At 71.3% G+C, this 15,133-nt stretch carries 16 protein-coding genes and 1 tRNA gene; 4 read left to right on the top strand and 13 right to left on the bottom strand.

All coding sequences use genetic code 11. The annotated features are described in order from the left end of the window. Window positions 1-123 precede the first annotated feature (123 nt). Window positions 124-576: a MarR family winged helix-turn-helix transcriptional regulator gene (locus EPD65_RS07910; protein WP_165872932.1), complete on the bottom strand. Its 453-nt coding sequence runs from the start codon at window positions 574-576 to the stop codon at window positions 124-126. 110 nt (window positions 577-686) lie between these two features. On the opposite strand from EPD65_RS07910, the gene EPD65_RS07905 reads away from it, so the two are divergent. Both EPD65_RS07905 and EPD65_RS07900 read left to right on the top strand, forming a co-directional pair. Beyond that, a complete protein-coding gene (locus EPD65_RS07905; protein WP_131582904.1) occupies window positions 687-1,247 on the top strand; it encodes a YceI family protein in 561 nt (186 codons plus the stop codon). Window positions 1,248-1,276: 29 nt separating this feature from the next. Continuing rightward, window positions 1,277-1,588, top strand: coding sequence for a GNAT family N-acetyltransferase (locus tag EPD65_RS07900; protein ID WP_131582903.1), 312 nt, complete (start codon window positions 1,277-1,279; stop codon window positions 1,586-1,588). Window position 1,589: 1 nt separating this feature from the next. Here the strand turns inward: EPD65_RS07900 and EPD65_RS07895 are convergent. Continuing rightward, window positions 1,590-1,663, bottom strand: a tRNA-Leu gene (locus EPD65_RS07895). 65 nt (window positions 1,664-1,728) lie between these two features. Here EPD65_RS07895 and EPD65_RS07890 point away from each other — a divergent pair. Beyond that, the gene (locus tag EPD65_RS07890) at window positions 1,729-2,526 is read left to right on the top strand and encodes an alpha/beta fold hydrolase (RefSeq protein WP_131582901.1); all 798 of its coding nucleotides are present in this window, start codon (window positions 1,729-1,731) and stop codon (window positions 2,524-2,526) included. On the opposite strand, the gene EPD65_RS07885 is transcribed toward EPD65_RS07890, so the two are convergent. The 10 genes from EPD65_RS07885 to mfd form a co-directional block, all read right to left on the bottom strand. Then, window positions 2,527-3,312: a uracil-DNA glycosylase gene (locus EPD65_RS07885; RefSeq protein WP_131582900.1), complete on the bottom strand. Its 786-nt coding sequence runs from the start codon at window positions 3,310-3,312 to the stop codon at window positions 2,527-2,529. Between the two features lie 6 nt (window positions 3,313-3,318). Further along, entirely contained in the window at window positions 3,319-4,245 is a 927-nt protein-coding gene (locus tag EPD65_RS07880) for a Ppx/GppA phosphatase family protein (protein WP_243640501.1), read from the bottom strand. Continuing rightward, complete coding sequence (locus EPD65_RS07875; protein ID WP_131582898.1) at window positions 4,242-4,766, bottom strand: DUF501 domain-containing protein; 525 nt, start codon at window positions 4,764-4,766, stop codon at window positions 4,242-4,244. Before EPD65_RS07875 ends, EPD65_RS07880 begins: the two co-directional genes overlap by 4 nt. Then, complete coding sequence (locus EPD65_RS07870) at window positions 4,763-5,287, bottom strand: septum formation initiator family protein (RefSeq protein ID WP_131582897.1); 525 nt, start codon at window positions 5,285-5,287, stop codon at window positions 4,763-4,765. The genes EPD65_RS07875 and EPD65_RS07870 overlap by 4 nt, the downstream gene beginning before the upstream one ends. A 7-nt stretch (window positions 5,288-5,294) precedes the next feature. Continuing rightward, window positions 5,295-6,572: a phosphopyruvate hydratase gene (eno, locus tag EPD65_RS07865; protein ID WP_131582896.1), complete on the bottom strand. Its 1,278-nt coding sequence runs from the start codon at window positions 6,570-6,572 to the stop codon at window positions 5,295-5,297. A gap of 155 nt (window positions 6,573-6,727) precedes the next feature. Further along, on the bottom strand, window positions 6,728-7,141 hold the full coding sequence (locus EPD65_RS07860; protein WP_131582894.1) for a MazG nucleotide pyrophosphohydrolase domain-containing protein: 414 nt from the start codon (window positions 7,139-7,141) through the stop codon (window positions 6,728-6,730). Next, window positions 7,138-7,809, bottom strand: a complete 672-nt coding sequence (locus EPD65_RS07855; protein WP_131582893.1) for a hypothetical protein — start codon at window positions 7,807-7,809, stop codon at window positions 7,138-7,140. Before EPD65_RS07855 ends, EPD65_RS07860 begins: the two co-directional genes overlap by 4 nt. Window positions 7,810-7,866: 57 nt before the next feature. After that, on the bottom strand, window positions 7,867-8,376 hold the full coding sequence (locus EPD65_RS16220) for a hypothetical protein (protein WP_165872931.1): 510 nt from the start codon (window positions 8,374-8,376) through the stop codon (window positions 7,867-7,869). A gap of 114 nt (window positions 8,377-8,490) precedes the next feature. After that, window positions 8,491-10,056 (bottom strand): helix-turn-helix transcriptional regulator, encoded by a 1,566-nt coding sequence (locus EPD65_RS07845; protein ID WP_131582890.1) that lies wholly within the window; start codon window positions 10,054-10,056, stop codon window positions 8,491-8,493. An 89-nt stretch (window positions 10,057-10,145) separates the two neighbouring features. Beyond that, window positions 10,146-13,664, bottom strand: a complete 3,519-nt coding sequence (gene mfd / locus EPD65_RS07840; RefSeq protein WP_207891460.1) for a transcription-repair coupling factor — start codon at window positions 13,662-13,664, stop codon at window positions 10,146-10,148. A gap of 221 nt (window positions 13,665-13,885) precedes the next feature. On the opposite strand from mfd, the gene EPD65_RS07835 reads away from it, so the two are divergent. Further along, window positions 13,886-14,371 (top strand): hypothetical protein, encoded by a 486-nt coding sequence (locus tag EPD65_RS07835; RefSeq protein ID WP_131582888.1) that lies wholly within the window; start codon window positions 13,886-13,888, stop codon window positions 14,369-14,371. Between the two features lie 3 nt (window positions 14,372-14,374). Here the strand turns inward: EPD65_RS07835 and EPD65_RS07830 are convergent, their stop codons facing one another. Beyond that, complete coding sequence (locus EPD65_RS07830) at window positions 14,375-15,121, bottom strand: lytic transglycosylase domain-containing protein (RefSeq protein WP_243640500.1); 747 nt, start codon at window positions 15,119-15,121, stop codon at window positions 14,375-14,377. Window positions 15,122-15,133 lie beyond the last annotated feature (12 nt).

Raw genomic sequence — 15,133 nt, 5'->3', positions numbered from 1 at the left:
CTGGAGATCTCGTGACAGGCGCCCATCTGACGCACCGTCCTGCCCCACCAGTCTAGGCGGGACGACACTCCGCACAACGGGCGAACGGGGCACGGAGTTCCCGATCAGCAACCGTCGGTGTCGTCAGCCGTTGAACGGCTCGAGCAGGCGATCGACCAGACGGCCGAAGTCGCGGAGCTCGTCGGCGTCGAGGTGGTCGACCACCAGGCGGCGTACCTCGGCGACGTGACCGGGGGCAGCCTCGCCGATCGCCTCGCGGCCGGCGGAGGTGATCCCGACGAAGGAGCCACGACCGTCCTCGGCGCACTCGAAGCGCTCGACCAGGCCGCGCGTCTGCATCCGCTTGAGCTGGTGGGAGACGCGACTGCGCTCCCAGCCGAGGTTGTCGGCGAGCTCGGAGATGCGGACGCGGCCGTCGGCCACGTCGGTCAGCTGGACGAGGACCCCGAAGTCCGCCATCGAGAGATCCGAGCTCGCGGACATCTCGCGGGCGAGGGTCGCGCTGAGCTCGCGGTTGAGACGCAGCCAGCTGCGCCAGATGCGCTGCTGCTCGTCGGAGAGCCACGGGGTCGTCATGAACCCATCATACGCCATTGGTTGACACATCACCTTTAAAGGAGCACTATGAAGGAAGTAGATGACGCGTCACTCAAATCGGGGACGCTCTACGACCAGAGGAGATAGTCATGAGCACCACCACCGTTCCCGCCTCGCTCGCCGAGCTGACGGGCTCCTGGACCCTCGACACCACGCACTCGCGGGTCGGCTTCGTCGCCCGCCACGCGATGGTCACCAAGGTCCGCGGCTCGTTCAACGACTTCGCGGGCACTGCGGTCATCGACGGCGGCATCGACACGGCCAGGATCGACGTCACCATCCAGGTCGCTTCGGTCGACACCCGCAACGCGGACCGCGACGGTCACCTCAAGACCGGCGACTTCTTCGAGATCGAGAAGTACCCGACGATCACCTTCGCCTCGACGTCGGCCGTCGCCACGGGCAACGTCCTCGAGGTCACCGGCGACCTGACCATCAAGGACGTCACGAAGTCGGTCACCGTCCCGTTCGAGTTCGAGGGCGTCGCCCAGGACCCGTACGGCAACCTCCGCGCCGGCTTCGAGGGCTCCACGGTCATCACCCGCAGCGACTTCGGCATCACCTTCAACGCTGCACTCGAGACCGGCGGCGTGCTCGTCAGTGACAAGATCACGCTCGAGTTCGAGGTCTCCGCGGTCAAGTCCGCCTGACCCACCACGACAGCAACGAAGGAAGCGACATGAGCGAGATCGTCGTACGCGACAACCCTGCGGAGCACCGTTACGAGATCCACGTCGACGGCAGCCTGGCCGGGTTCACCGTCTACGAGCCGCACGAGGGCCTGCTGGCGTTCGTGCACACCGAGATCGACGAGGCGTACGCCGGTCAGGGTCTCGCCAAGATCCTGATCCGCGAGACCCTCGACGACGTGCGGGCCCGGGGCCTCGTGCTGCTGCCGTTCTGCCCGTTCGTGCGGGGCTTCATCCAGAAGAACCGCGACTACGTCGACCTGGTCCCCGAGGACCAGCGCGCGCGGTTCGACCTGGCCTGAGTGCCCCCGGTGGGGCTCGAACCCACACTGTGCCGCTTTTAAGGCGGCTGCCTCTGCCGGTTGGGCTACGGGGGCGGCGCCCAGCCTAGTGACAGGCGGGCGCCGCCCTCGCCGCGTTTTCCGGCCGGTAGCGTGCGGCCATGTCCGAGATCCAGTTCGCGCCGACTCCTGCCGGCGACATCGCGTACGTCCGTCGCGGCAGCGGCTCGCCCCTGCTCCTGGTCATGGGCGTCGCCGGTCACCACCGGATGTGGTCGGAGCAGTTCCTCGCTGCCCTCGCCGAGCACCACGACGTCGTGGCGTTCGACAACCGGGGCATCGGGCAGAGCTTCTACGCGGAGCCGGGCTTCACGCTCGATGACCTCGCGGCCGATGCGGTCGCCGTGCTGGACCACCTCGGGTGGGACACCGCGCACGTCATGGGCATCTCCATGGGCGGCGCGATCGCCCAGGTCGTCGCGCTCACCCATCCGCAGCGGGTCCGCACGCTGACCCTCGGCTGCACCTGGCCGGACGGTGCCGACGCCTGGGCGCCGGGCGTCGGCAAGCTGGCCGAGGCGGCTCAGGCAGAGGACGCGGAGTCCTCCGCGCGGCTGATGTTCGAGGCCAACGTCTCCCCCGCCTGCGCCGCCGAGCCGGGCCGGTTCGCGGCGTTCTGCGAGGACGCTGCGGCCGTGAAGGTGCCGGGTCCCGTCATCCTCATGCAGATGAACGCCGCCGTCGCCCACCACGCCAGCGAGCAGCTCCCGGACCTCGGCGTTCCGACCCTGGTCATCCACGGCACCGTGGACGACGTGATCAAGGTGGAGGCGGGCCAGCGCCTCGCCGAGCTCGTGCCGAATGCGACGCTCGAGCTGCTGGACGGCGTCGGCCACATGTTCTTCTGGGAGTCGCCGGCCGCGTCCGCTGCGGCGGTCATCGCCCACACCGCCGGCTGATCAGGCGCGGGCGGCCTCGCCGAGCACCGCGTCCAGCATCTGCTCGGTGAGCTTGCCGGTGAAGGTGTTCTGCTGGCTGGGGTGATAGCTGCCGAGCAGCACGACCTCGCGCCCGTCCGGCGCCGTCAGCACCGCACGGGCGCCGTGGCCGAAGCGCGGCTTGGGGCGCGGCACGTCGAAGCCGGCCCCCTTGAAGGTGCGGAGCGCGGCGTCCCATCCGTAGGCGCCGAGCGCCACGACGGCACGGACGTACGGCGCCACGAGCTCGATCTCGGTCTGGATCCACGGAGCGCAGGTGTCGCGCTCCTCCGTGGTCGGCTTGTTGTCCGGCGGGGCACAGCGGACCGTGGCCACCATCCGGGCATCGATCAGCCGTTGGCCGTCGCCGGCATGCTCGCTCGTCGCCTGAGCTGCGAGTCCGACGCGGTGCAGCGAGGCGAACAGCCAGTCGCCTGAACGATCGCCGGTGAAGATCCGGCCCGTGCGGTTGCCGCCATGAGCCGCGGGGGCGAGGCCGACGATCAGCACGCGCGGGGTCTCGCTCCCCCAGCCGGCGATGGGGCGGCCCCAGTACGGCTGGTCCGCGAACGACGCCCGCTTCTCCACCGCAACCGTCTCGCGCCACGCGACCAGCCGCGGGCACAGACGACAGGTCGAGATCCCGGCCGCAAGATCCCCCAACGGCGACCCGTCGGAGGGGACCGGATCGTCGGGCCACCCGGTCCCCGGAGGAACGGGTGAGGCGAACAGCGCGCCGGTCAGGGGATGCGGAAGCAGCTCAGTCATGGGCACTCAGGCCATCGACCAGGCGATCCCGTCGAGGATGTCCGCCTCGGAGACCACGATGCTCTCCGCAGAAGTACGCCGCAGGATGCGGTCGAGGATCAGCGCACCGGCTCCGATGACGTCGGCACGGCCCGGGTGCATGAACGGCAGCGCGAGGCGCTCCTCGACGCTCATCGCCAGTAGGCGCTGGGCGAAGGCATGCACCGCGTCGCGGTCCAGGACGGCCTGGTCGATCGCCTCGCGGTCGTAGCTGGTCAGCTCGAGGACACCGGCTGCCACCGTGATGATCGTGCCGGCGACACCGACGACGGTGTGCGCCAGCGACGGGTCGACGGGACAGGCGTCGAGGTGCGCGTCGATGTCGGCGACGGCTGCGTCGATCTCCGCTGCGGTCGGCGGGTCGGTGTGCAGGTGTCGCTCGTGCATGCGCACGGAGCCGATGTCCATCGAGTGCTCGGCGCTGGGCTCGGTGGCACCGAGGATCATCTCGGTCGACCCACCACCGATGTCGAGGACCAGCACAGGGGCCTGCGGCACGGAGCGAAGGTTGCGCACGGCGCCGTCGAAGGAGAGCCGCGCCTCCTCGTGACCAGCGACGACCTCGGGCTCGATGCCCAGCCGCGCCTTCACGCCGGCGGCGAAGACAGCGCCGTTGGAGGCATCGCGCGTCGCCGAGGTCGCGCAGAACCGGATCGCCTCGACGCGGCGCCCCTCCTCGGCGGACTGCCGGATCAGGTCGGCGTACTCGTCGAGGGCGGCGAAGGCGCGCTCCATGGCCTCGTCGGCGAGGTAGCCGGTCCGGTCGACGCCCTGGCCGAGGCGGACCATGCGGGAGGTGCGCACGTGCACCTCGGCGCCCTGCTCCGAGAGCGTGGCGATCATCAGCTTGATCGTGTTGGTGCCGCAGTCGATCGCGGCGACGACCTTGCTCAAGAGAAGGGCTTCTCGGTGCCGGGACCGACACAGGGCCCGGACGCCCACCAGTCGCCGAGGATGTCGAGCACCTCGTCACCGAGCGGGTTGACGCCACGGCCCCGGGCCAGCGAGTGGCCGGCGAGGACGTGCAGGCACTTCACGCGATCCGGCATGCCGCCGGCGGAGATGCCGGCGATCTCGGGGACGTCGCAGCCGGCGATCTCGCCGATCTCGGTGCGCGCCGCGATGTAGTCCTCGTGGGCCGCGCGGTAGCGGGCCGCGAGGTCCGCGTCGGTGGCCAGGCGGTCCTGCATCTCCTTCATCAGGCCATCGGCCTCGAGGGTGCCGATGCGGGACGCAGCGCGCGGACAGGTCAGGTAGTACGTCGTCGGGAACGGCGTGCCGTCCTCGAGGCGCGGCGGCGTCGTCACGACGTCGGGGTTGCCGCACGGGCAGCGGTGACCGATCTCGTGGATGGACCGCGGCAGGCGCCCGAGCTGGGCCTCGACGGCGGCGACGTCACGGGCGTCGATGGTCACTGCTTCTCCTCGGGGTTGCCGGCCGCCTCCACGGAGTCCCAGACGGTGGAGTACCACGCGACGGGATCCGTGCCGGGGGCGTCGGCGGGGTCGGCGAGCCTCTCGACCGAGCCGATCGGCTGGCCGTTCTCGTCGAGCGCGATCAGGCTGTCCTCGCCCGGCATCACGTAACCGAAGCGGAGGCGGGCCTGCTGGCGGACGTAGGCGTCGTCCTTCCAGCGCATCTTCTCGTCCTTCAGCTTGTCGATCTGGGCCTGCGTCGCGTTGATCTGCGAGCGTAGCTGGTCCATCTCGGCCCGCTGCTGGAACCACGCGCGGAAGCTCGAGGCCCACGAGACCGTCAGCACCGCGACCACCAGCAGGAGGACGACGGCACGACTCGTGATGCGGGGAGTCTCGCGGGCTCCGGCCGCCGCAGCAGCGGCGGCGTTGCGCAGCGTCGTACGCCCGGCGGCCAGGCCTCGGCCCGGTCCGGCTTGCCCGCGGGAGACCCCGCGGGACGGCGTACGACGCTGCGCCATCGCTCGATCAGCCCTGGTAGCGCGGGAACGCCGAGGCGCCGGCGTAGCGGGCCGCGTCGCCGAGCTGGTCCTCGATGCGGAGGAGCTGGTTGTACTTTGCGACGCGCTCGGAGCGGGCCGGGGCGCCGGTCTTGATCTGGCCGCAGTTGGTGGCGACGGCGAGGTCGGCGATCGTGACGTCCTCGGTCTCGCCGGAGCGGTGCGACATCATGTTCTTGTAGCCGGCACGGTGGGCGTACTCGACGGCGTCAAGGGTCTCCGTGAGCGAGCCGATCTGGTTGACCTTGACCAGCATGGCGTTGGCCTGGCCACCAGTGACACCGCGGACGAGACGCTCGGTGTTGGTGACGAAGAGGTCGTCGCCGACGAGCTGGGTCTTGCCGCCGAGCTCGTCGGTGATCTGCTTCCAGCCGTCCCAGTCCTCCTCGTCGAGGGGGTCCTCGATGGAGACGATCGGGTAGTTGGCGACGAGGTCCGCGTAGTACGCGATCATCTCGGCCGACGACTTCTGCTGGCCCTCGAACGTGTAGGAGCCGTTCTCGCAGAACTCGGTCGCGGCGACGTCGAGCGCGAGGACGACGTCCTTGCCGAGCTCGTAGCCGGCCTTGGCGATCGCCTCCGCGATGAGGTCGAGGGCGGCCCGGTTGGACTCGAGGTTCGGCGCGAAGCCACCCTCGTCGCCGACCGCGGTGGCCAGGCCCTTCTCCTTCAGGACGCCCTTGAGCGTGTGGTAGACCTCGGCGCCGACCCGGAGGGCCTCGGCGAACGACGGGGCGCCGATCGGCGCGATCATGAACTCCTGGATGTCGACGTTGGTGTCCGCGTGGGCACCGCCGTTGAGGATGTTCATCATCGGGACCGGGAGGACGTGGGCGTTGGAGCCGCCGACGTACTTGAAGAGCGGGAGACCGGCCGAGTCGGCGGCGGCGTGCGCGACGGCGAGCGAGACGCCGAGGATCGCGTTGGCGCCGAGCTTGCCCTTGTTGGCAGTGCCGTCCAGGTCGAGCATCGTCTGGTCGATGAGGCGCTGGTCCTCGGCGTCGAGACCGATGATCGCGTCGGCGATCACCTCGACGACGGCCTTGACCGCGCCGACGACGCCCTTGCCGACGTAACGGTCTCCACCGTCACGGAGCTCGACGGCCTCGAAGGCACCGGTGGAAGCGCCGGACGGGACTGCGGCGCGACCGAACGCGCCGTCCTCCAGCTGGATCTCGACCTCGACGGTGGGGTTGCCACGCGAGTCGAGGATCTCGCGGGCGCCGACGGCAGCGATGGAAGCCACTCTTGCTCCTGGGTTACGACAGGGATGTTGTCGCGGGCCAGCCTATCGGCGTACGACGTGGGGCTCGGGAGGCGGCGCGGCGCGTGGACCTGTAACGCGGTGTTCTCGTCTCGCCTGCGGTGTTGCAACCCCGCGGTGGCGGCGAGAACACCGCGTTACAGCTCGCGCTCGGCGGCCTTCGCCGCCTGCCACATCTCCTCGATCTCCTCGAGGGTGTAGACCCGCCCCGACGACGCCTCGGGGCCGAACACGTGCGGGTTACGGCGACGCATCTTGGCGGTCAGGCCCGCGACGACGTCGTCCATGGTGAACGCGCCCGCCTCCTCGGCGATGGCGGCGTGGAAGTAGATCTGCAGCAACAGGTCGCCCAGCTCGTCGCAGAGGTGCTGCGGGTCGCCTTCAGCGATCGCCTCGAGCACCTCGTCGGCCTCCTCGCGGAGGTACGGCGCGAGGCTCTCGTGGGTCTGGGCACCCTTCCAGGCGCACCGCTCACGCATGACCCGCATCAGCGCGAGGAACTCGACGAGCCCCTCTCCCCCGGCTTCGGCCGGCGTGCCGGGAGCTGTCATCCCGCGACGGAGCCGCAGCGCTGGTCCGCGGGCAGCGCGGCGGCGGCCTTCTGGTCGAGCGGCGCGGCTGCGTCGTCGGCGGGCACCGAGAGGGATCCGTTGGCGCCGTCCCACTGGAGGGCGTCGAGGTCGACGGCACCGAAGCGCGGGTCGAGGTCGATGTGCTGCTTCGCGCGCCACGCCTTGAAGAGCTGCGCGCCGAGCGCCACCGCCTGATCCGGGGACTGGGCACCGGCCTGCCCGACCAGCTGCAGCACGGCCTGACGGGCACCTTCGAGCTCGAGCCGCGCGGTGGCCACGGAGCGGATGTCCTCGGGAAGCGTCGCGGCCTGCTTCGCCGCCTCCTTGCGTACGCCGTCACGGACCGTCGCCATGTCGATGCCGACCTCCTTCGCGAACGCCGGCAGCAGTGCATCGGTCACGAGCGTCTCCGCTGCAGCGCTGCGCAGCAGCGCCATCGGGAGAACCGCGCCCTGCTGCGCGAGTCCCGGCTCCTCGAGCGTGCAGAAGTCAGCAGCCAGGTCGTCGACGGTGGTGAGACGGATCGCGTGGCCGTCGACCACCGCAGCATCACCGGGATGGAGCGCCGGGCCACCGGAGCAGGCAGAGGTGGCGCTGACGGCGGCGAGGGCGAGGGCGGCGAGGGCCACCCGGCGTACGTGGGTCACCGTGCCATCAAACCCGGTGGGACCACGAAGTGCACGCGATCCGGGTCGGCGCGTCCGTCAGGACGGACGCATCGACGCCATGATCAGCCGGCGCTCCTCGGCCGCACGCCGCCGGCGCCCGAGCCAGGTGCTGCGCTCCGCGGCAGCCGGCGCGACGCTGCGCAGCAGCCCCTCGATCTCGTCGAGAGCCTCGTGCATCGAGTGACCCGGCCGGAGGATCCCGGTGGCCTGCGCCAGGCGCAGCAGGTGGTGCTCGGTCAGGTGGTCGTGCAGCGGGTCGCCGGAATAGGTGTCGAGCTCGCGCTTGATGTCCGCGGAGTGCTCGAGGGCGTGTGCCCAGGCGACGCGGAGCGCGTCGACCGGCTCACCGTCGCCGCACTCCATCTCGGTCTCGAAGCAGCCGTCGACGACGGTCACCCACCGCTGGTGGAGCGCGCGCAGCGGCCGCTCGTCGTACGTCGCTTCGGCCGGCTGACGCGGCGAGATGACGGTCGCGACCGCATGGCGGGCGACGTGACCGGAGCCGGTCGTGGCAGTGGCGACGTAGGTCGGGAGTTCGTGGGACATCGGGGTCTCCTTGTCGGGGCGTGGTCCCACCGTCCTCTTGTGGGCTGCCCGTCGGCATCCGCCGGATGGCGTATCCGCGGACCCCAGTGGCACCGGGGGCCCGCCGTACTGGGGTCACCCGTGGAGGCCCTCAGCACCAGCAACGAGGGCGGCCAGCTGCACCCGCGACGCGATCGCCAGCTTGGCGTAGACGCTGGAGAGGTGCGCCTGGACGGTGCGAGCCGACAGGCACAGCTCCTCGGCGATCTGCGGATTGGTCATGCCCCGCCCTGCCCGCGCGGCCACCGCCCGCTCGGCACGGGTGAGGCGGTCGAGCGGATCAGCCACCGGCACCGACCGGGACGATGCATCGCTGGCGTGCGCCAGCAACAGCCCGGCCTGCGCCGCCGCCCGGGTCGCGTCGAGGTCGTGGAAGATGTCCGTCGCCTCACGCAACAGCGGCAGGGCGCGTGCCGACTCACCGCGCCCCATCCAGCAGCGGGCGAGGTCGAGGAGCGCCTTGCCCTTCCAGTACGGCCGACCCACACCGGCGTACGCCGCGACGGCGCGGGCCAGGCGCTCGGGGTCGTCCGCCACGAGCCCGGCGCACTGGTCAGCGCAGGCCCGTGCCCCGGCCACGAGCGGCATCAGCGCCGCCCCGTTCTCCGCGACGCGTGCGACGTCGACCGCCAGCTCATGGTCTCCGACGCGCAGTGCCGACCGGACCAGGGTCGGCGCGATCAGCCGCCACATCAGGAACCAGGGGCGCTGTCGGCTGCAGTACCAGGCACCGACGAGATGGCGGTGCCCCTCGGCAGCCGACGTGGCAGCGACCGCCCGGCCCAGCAGCAGCCAGTCCTCGCCGTACGAGCCGACGGCGCTGAGGCGGTGGACACCCGCCGTGGCCACGAGCTCGCGGGCGGAGAAGGAGTCGCCGCGGCCGGCGGCGACGAGTGCGGCCACTCCCCAGCCGATGGGGCTGGCGACGAGGTTGCCGGTCGCCTCGGCGAGCGTCACCAGCTGGCTGCAGTCCCGCTCGGAGCCGCCCCAGTCGCCGGCCACGAACCGCGCCACTGCCCGGAAGCCGAGGAGCCACGGGAGAGCGAGATCGATCCCGGCCAGCCGACCGACCTCGATCGCGTCGTCCAGGGCCTTCTCGGCGTCGGCGACCCGGTCGGCGTCGAGCCAGGCTGCGGAGAGCATGATCGCGGTGACAGCGTGGGAGACCGCCCCGGGCCCCTCGCGTCCGGCAGCGTCACGGGCACGATGGGCCAGCCGCGCGGCCGCCACCGGGTCCCCGCGGGCGTGCACGACGGCGGCCTCCGCGGCGAGCGCCTCAGCCACGACGTTGGGGTCGCGCCCGCGTTCGCCGAGGATCCGCGCCTGGGCCGCGAGGAGGTGGCAGGCGTCGACGTCGCCGCTGAGGAAGTTCGCGGACGCAGCGCGCGCCAGGTACAGGCCCTTCACCGCCGGGACCGTGGCGAGGTCGGCGGCCACCCGCATGCGGGCCGCTGACTCCGCCAGCCTTCCCGTACGCAGCAGCATCAGGCCGATGACACCCTCGACCTCGGCACGCACCGACCGCTCCGGCGTACCGACGAGGAGGCGCGCCGCGGTGGTGGCGGCGTCCTCCATGTGGCCGGTCTCCATCTCCGCCCACAGGCGCTGGAGCTCGGAGTCCTGGCCCGGCCGAGGGTCCATGGACCCACGCTAGGCCCACCCGGAGTGGGTGCGCCCCCGGTCCGGACACCAGCGGTATCCGGTCCCGATGGGCCATTGCCCCCGGTGCGTCAGTCCTGCGCGTCGAGCACGGAGTCGATCACCAGCCGCGCCCACTCGAGCACCTCGAGGTCGCGGATCGGCTGGCCACCAATGGGCTTCGTCAGCGGCCGTGGCACCAGCACAGTGCTCGTCGCAGGCTTGACCAGCGAGCCCTTGTAGATCCGGTTGAGGCGGACCACCTTGGAGTCCGGCAGGTCGACGGGCGCGAAGCGCACGTGCTTGCCCGCGATCGTGACCTCGGAGATCCCGGCCTGGCGGGCACGCGCCCGGAAGCGCGCGACCTGGAGGAGGCTCGTGACGGAGGTCGGCGGGTTGCCGTAGCGGTCCAGCATCTCCTCGCTGATCGCGACGACGTCATCGTCGTTGCGGACCTCGGCCAGTCGCTTGTACATCTCCAGGCGCAGGCGCTCGGTCGGGATGTAGTCCTGCGGGAGGTGGGCGTCGACGGGCAGCTCGATGCGGACCTCGTCGAGGACGTCGGGTGCAGACCCATCGGCCTTGAACTCGGCGACGGCCTCGCCGACCAGGCGTACGTAAAGGTCGAAGCCGACGTCGGCGATGTGGCCGGACTGCTCGCCGCCGAGCAGGTTGCCCGCGCCGCGGATCTCGAGGTCCTTCATCGCGATCGCCATGCCGCCGCCGAGGTCGGAGTGCTGGGCCAGGGTGGCCAGCCGCTCGTGTGCGGTCTCGGTGAGCGGCTTCTCCCCCGGGTAGAGGAAGTAGGCGTAGGCCCGCTCACGGCTTCGGCCGACGCGACCACGGAGCTGGTGCAGTTGCGAGAGGCCGAGCATGTCGGCGCGCTCGATGATCATCGTGTTGGCGTTGGAGACGTCGAGACCGGACTCGACGAGCGTGGTGCAGACGAGGACGTCGAAGCGCTTCTCCCAGAAGTCGAGCATCACCTGCTCGAGCTGCTTCTCGTTCATCTGGCCGTGCGCCGTGGCGACGCGCGCCTCGGGCACCAGCTCGCGGATGCGCGCGGCAGCCTTCTCGATCGACTGCACCCGGTTGTGGATGTAGAAGACCTGACCGTCGCGCAGCAGCTCGCGGCGCACGGCGGCGATGACCTGGCGGTCCTCGTAGGCGCCGACGTAGGTGAGGACCGGGTGACGCTCCTCCGGCGGAGTCTGGATCGTCGACATCTCGCGGATGCCGGTGATCGCCATCTCGAGCGTGCGCGGGATCGGGGTGGCCGACATCGCGAGGACGTCGACCGAGGTGCGGAGCCGCTTCATCTGCTCCTTGTGCTCGACGCCGAACCGCTGCTCCTCGTCGACGATGATCAGTCCGAGGTCCTTGAACCGGACCTCCGAGCCGAGCAGGCGGTGGGTGCCGACGACGATGTCGATCGAGCCGTTCTCCAGGCCCTCGAGGACCTGCTTCGCCTCCTTGTCCGTCTGGAAGCGGGACAGCTGCGCCAGCCGCACCGGGAAGCCCGACATGCGCTCGGCGAACGTCGAGTGGTGCTGCGTCACGAGCAGCGTCGTCGGCACGAGCACCGCGACCTGCTTGCCGTCCTGCACCGCCTTGAATGCCGCACGCACCGCGATCTCGGTCTTGCCGTAGCCGACGTCGCCGCAGACCAGCCGGTCCATCGGGATGACGCGCCGCATGTCGGCCTTGACCTCGTCGACCGTGCTCAGCTGGTCTGGCGTCTCCTGGAACGGGAAGGCGTCCTCGAGCTCTCGCTGCCACGGGGTGTCCGGTCCGAACGCATGACCCTTCGTGGCCTGCCGTGCGGCGTAGAGCTTGATCAGCTCGGCGGCGATCTCGCGGACCGCCTTGCGGGCGCGGGCCTTGCGCTTGGTCCAGTCGGCACCGCCCAGCCGGTCGAGCGACGGCGCCTCGCCGCCGACGTACCGGGTGACCTGGTCGAGCGCATCGGCCGGGACGTAGAGCCGGTCGGCGGGCTGACCCTTCTTGGACGCGCCGTACTCGAGGACGAGGTACTCGCGGGTGGCGCCGCCGACCTCGCGCTGCTTCATCTCGATGAACTTGCCGACACCGTGCTGCTCGTGGACGACGAAGTCGCCGGCCTTCAGCTCGAGCGGGTCGATCTGCTTCTTGCGGCGTGCCGGCATCCGGCGCATGTCGCGGGTGGAGGACTTCTGGCCGGTGAGGTCGTCGCCGGTCAGGATGGCCAGCTTGCTGCCGGCGTGGACCAGGCCGTGGTCGAGGGCGCCCGTGAGGCTGCCGACGACACCGGGCTTGGGCCAGTCGCTTGATTCTGTGGCGAGCGTCGCGGCGATGTCGTGCTCGGCGAGCACCTCGACCATGCGCTGCGCCGGGCCGGAACCGGCGTGGACGATCGCGACCGTCCAGCCGTCGGCGAGCCAGGTGCGGATGTCGCGGACGGCGGCCTCGAGGTCGCCGCGGTACGCCGTCGCAGGCTGTGCGGGGACGACGATGTCGCCCTCGAGCCCGTCGTCACCTTCCTCGGCCATGCCGAAGGGGCTGAGCGTCCACCATGCCTTCGCGCGGCCGATCACCGCATCCCGGACCTCGCTGATCTCGCGGTACGACGCCTTGCCGAGGTCGATCGGGCTCTCGCCGCCGCTCGCCGCCGCGGCCCAGCTCGCCGCGAGGAACTCGTCGGCGGTCGCCACCAGGTCATGGGCCCGGGCGCGCACACGCTCGGGGTCGAGGACGAGCACCGTGCTCTGCTGCGGGAGCAGGTCGACCAGCAGCTCCATGTCGTCGACGAGCGCCGGCGTCAGTGACTCCATGCCCTCGACGGCGATGCCCTCGACGAGCTTCTCGGTGAGCTCGCGGAGCTGCGGGTGCTGCTCCCCCAGCGCGCGTGCTCGCGCCCGGACGTCGGGCGTCAGCAGCAGCTCGCGACAGGGCGGCGCCCAGAGCCGCTCGACCTTCTCCAGGGTGCGCTGGTCGGCGACGGAGAAGGAGCGGATCTCCTCGACGTCGTCGCCCCAAAACTCCACACGCACCGGGTGCTCCTCGGTCGGCGGGAAGACGTCGACGATGCCGCCGCGGACGGCGTACTCGCCGCGCTTCTCGACCAGGTCGACCCGCGTGTACGCCGCGTCGGCAAGCCGTCGGGCCACCTCCTCGACCTCGTGGGTCTCCCCCGCCGCGACCTCGACCGGGACGAGGTCACCGAGGCCGCTCACCTGCGGCTGGAGCACCGAGCGGACCGGTGCCACGATCACGCTGATCCGGTCGTCGCCCTCGGGGTGGACCAGCCGGCGCAGCACGGCGAGGCGGCGGCCGACGGTGTCGCTGCGCGGGCTGAGCCGCTCGTGCGGCAGCGTCTCCCAGCTCGGGAAGTAGCCCACGCGCTCGGGCTTCATGAGCGAGCCCAGCTCCGCCACCAGATCCTCGGCCTCACGGCTGGTCGCGGTCACGGCCAGCACCGTGCGCCCGGTGCGCGCCAGACCGGCGACCGCGAACGGGCGCAGCGCTGCAGGGCCGGTGAGCTCGAGCGCGGTCGTGTCGCCCGCCTCGCTGAGCGCGCGGGCGAGGTGCGGCTCGGCGAGAACGGCGTCAGCAAGGGTGGTCAGTTGCGCCACGAGAGCTCCTGGGGACAAGCACGAAAGCCCGATCTCCAGCGGGAGTCGGGGTGTCCCCGAAGTCTACGGGCGGCCACCGACAGCCTCTGCGGCGCCAAGTACGGCAGGTGCGCAGACGCGCGACCGTGCCGGACGGCGCGTCGAGCCCGACGCGCCGTTGCCCTCGGCGTGAGCGCAGGTCACTGCCGTAGTTGGCGCCGGGTCCGGCCTAGGTTGTGCACATGCGACGCCTCGGATCCCTCGCCCTCCTCTGCCTGCTGCCGCTCGCCGCCTGCTCCGACGCGTCCGGCGCGGACTCGCGTCCGGCCGCCTCCGCGCCGCACGTCCCGACCTGCACCGCGTCGGACACCGCCAAGCTCCGCCCCGGGGCGGACAAGCCGGCAATCGACGCCCGTGTCACCGGCGGCTGGACACCGGCTCCGCACGGCACGAGCGACCCCGGCCTCGCGTGCGGCTCGCTCTTCTTCGACCAGGCACCCCGGGGCTGGAAGTACGTCTCCTCGACGGTCACCGTGAGTGACGGCGTCGAGTCCTCGTCGGTGACCAAGCACGGGCTCGGAGGCCATGAGAACGTCGCCCAGCTCTGGACCGACGACTGCGTCACCGTGACGGCGAACGTCCGGCTCACCCGCACGGGCGGTATGCGTCCCGGCGCCGTCGCCACGTGGACCGGCACGACGCAGATCGCCGCGAGCTGCGTGGGCTGAGCCCTACTTCGTCCGCTGCGAGTACGCCGACGCGGCGGCGTACACCTGGTCGACGTACGCCGCGGAGTGGTTGTAGCTGAAGACGGCGGCGCCCCAGCCGGAGCCGGAGGTCAGGTCGCGCCCGTCCGCGCAGAGATAGCGCCCGGCGGCGTACGCCGCGTCGTCGATGTCGTTGGGATCGCCGATGCCGTCGCCGTCAGCGTCGGAGGTCCACCGCGCCCAGGTCGACGGCATGAACTGCATCGGGCCAACCGCGTGGTCCCACTGCGGGTCGTTGTGCCACTGGGTGGACGTCGGCGAGGCGGGGATCGCCGCGAAGTCGCCCGAGCCGTCGAGCGCCGGTCCAAGGATCGGTGTCGAGGAGTGGCCGTCGGGCAGCAGGGCGCGGCCACCGATCGTGCCGTGCTGGGACTCGACGTAGCCGAGTCCGGCGAGCGTGGTCCAGCCGAGCCCGCACGATGGGTCGGTCCCCCGCAGGATCAGCTCAGCGCGCGCATAGGCCCGGACGGCAACCTCCGGGATACCGGCTCGCGCCGCGGCATCCCGGGACCATGCCGGGTCGACGTCACCGCGCCCGGCAACGGTCGTGGCACGGGGCACGGAGGCCGCACTCGCGTAGGCCACCGGTGCCGTCTCGTAGACGGGCGTGACCGTGCTGGCGACGGGGTCCACGGACGTGTCACTGGCGGCCCCTGCAACCAGAGCAGGGGCCGCCAGCATCCCGATGCCGCCCATTACAGCGACAGTCAACAGGGCGCGCAT

This window comes from Nocardioides jejuensis (assembly GCF_004337475.1).
Lineage (GTDB): Bacteria > Actinomycetota > Actinomycetes > Propionibacteriales > Nocardioidaceae > Nocardioides > Nocardioides jejuensis.
The sequence above is the reverse complement of the archived record's forward strand: the minus strand, read 5'-3'. Positions and strand labels throughout refer to the sequence as shown.

Excerpts from the sequence above, each read along its gene's own strand:
- EPD65_RS07905 (WP_131582904.1), top strand. The coding sequence starts at position 687 with ATGAGCACCACCACCGTTCCCGCCTCGCTCGCCGAGCTGACGGGCTCC.
- EPD65_RS07900 (WP_131582903.1), top strand. The coding sequence starts at position 1,277 with ATGAGCGAGATCGTCGTACGCGACAACCCTGCGGAGCACCGTTACGAG.
- EPD65_RS07860 (WP_131582894.1), bottom strand. The coding sequence starts at position 7,141 with ATGACAGCTCCCGGCACGCCGGCCGAAGCCGGGGGAGAGGGGCTCGTC.
- EPD65_RS07835 (WP_131582888.1), top strand. The coding sequence starts at position 13,886 with ATGCGACGCCTCGGATCCCTCGCCCTCCTCTGCCTGCTGCCGCTCGCC.
- EPD65_RS07845 (WP_131582890.1), bottom strand. The coding sequence starts at position 10,056 with ATGGACCCTCGGCCGGGCCAGGACTCCGAGCTCCAGCGCCTGTGGGCG.
- EPD65_RS07885 (WP_131582900.1), bottom strand. The coding sequence starts at position 3,312 with ATGACTGAGCTGCTTCCGCATCCCCTGACCGGCGCGCTGTTCGCCTCA.
- EPD65_RS07910 (WP_165872932.1), bottom strand. The coding sequence starts at position 576 with ATGACGACCCCGTGGCTCTCCGACGAGCAGCAGCGCATCTGGCGCAGC.
- EPD65_RS16220 (WP_165872931.1), bottom strand. The coding sequence starts at position 8,376 with ATGTCCCACGAACTCCCGACCTACGTCGCCACTGCCACGACCGGCTCC.
- EPD65_RS07890 (WP_131582901.1), top strand. The coding sequence starts at position 1,729 with ATGTCCGAGATCCAGTTCGCGCCGACTCCTGCCGGCGACATCGCGTAC.
- EPD65_RS07870 (WP_131582897.1), bottom strand. The coding sequence starts at position 5,287 with ATGGCGCAGCGTCGTACGCCGTCCCGCGGGGTCTCCCGCGGGCAAGCC.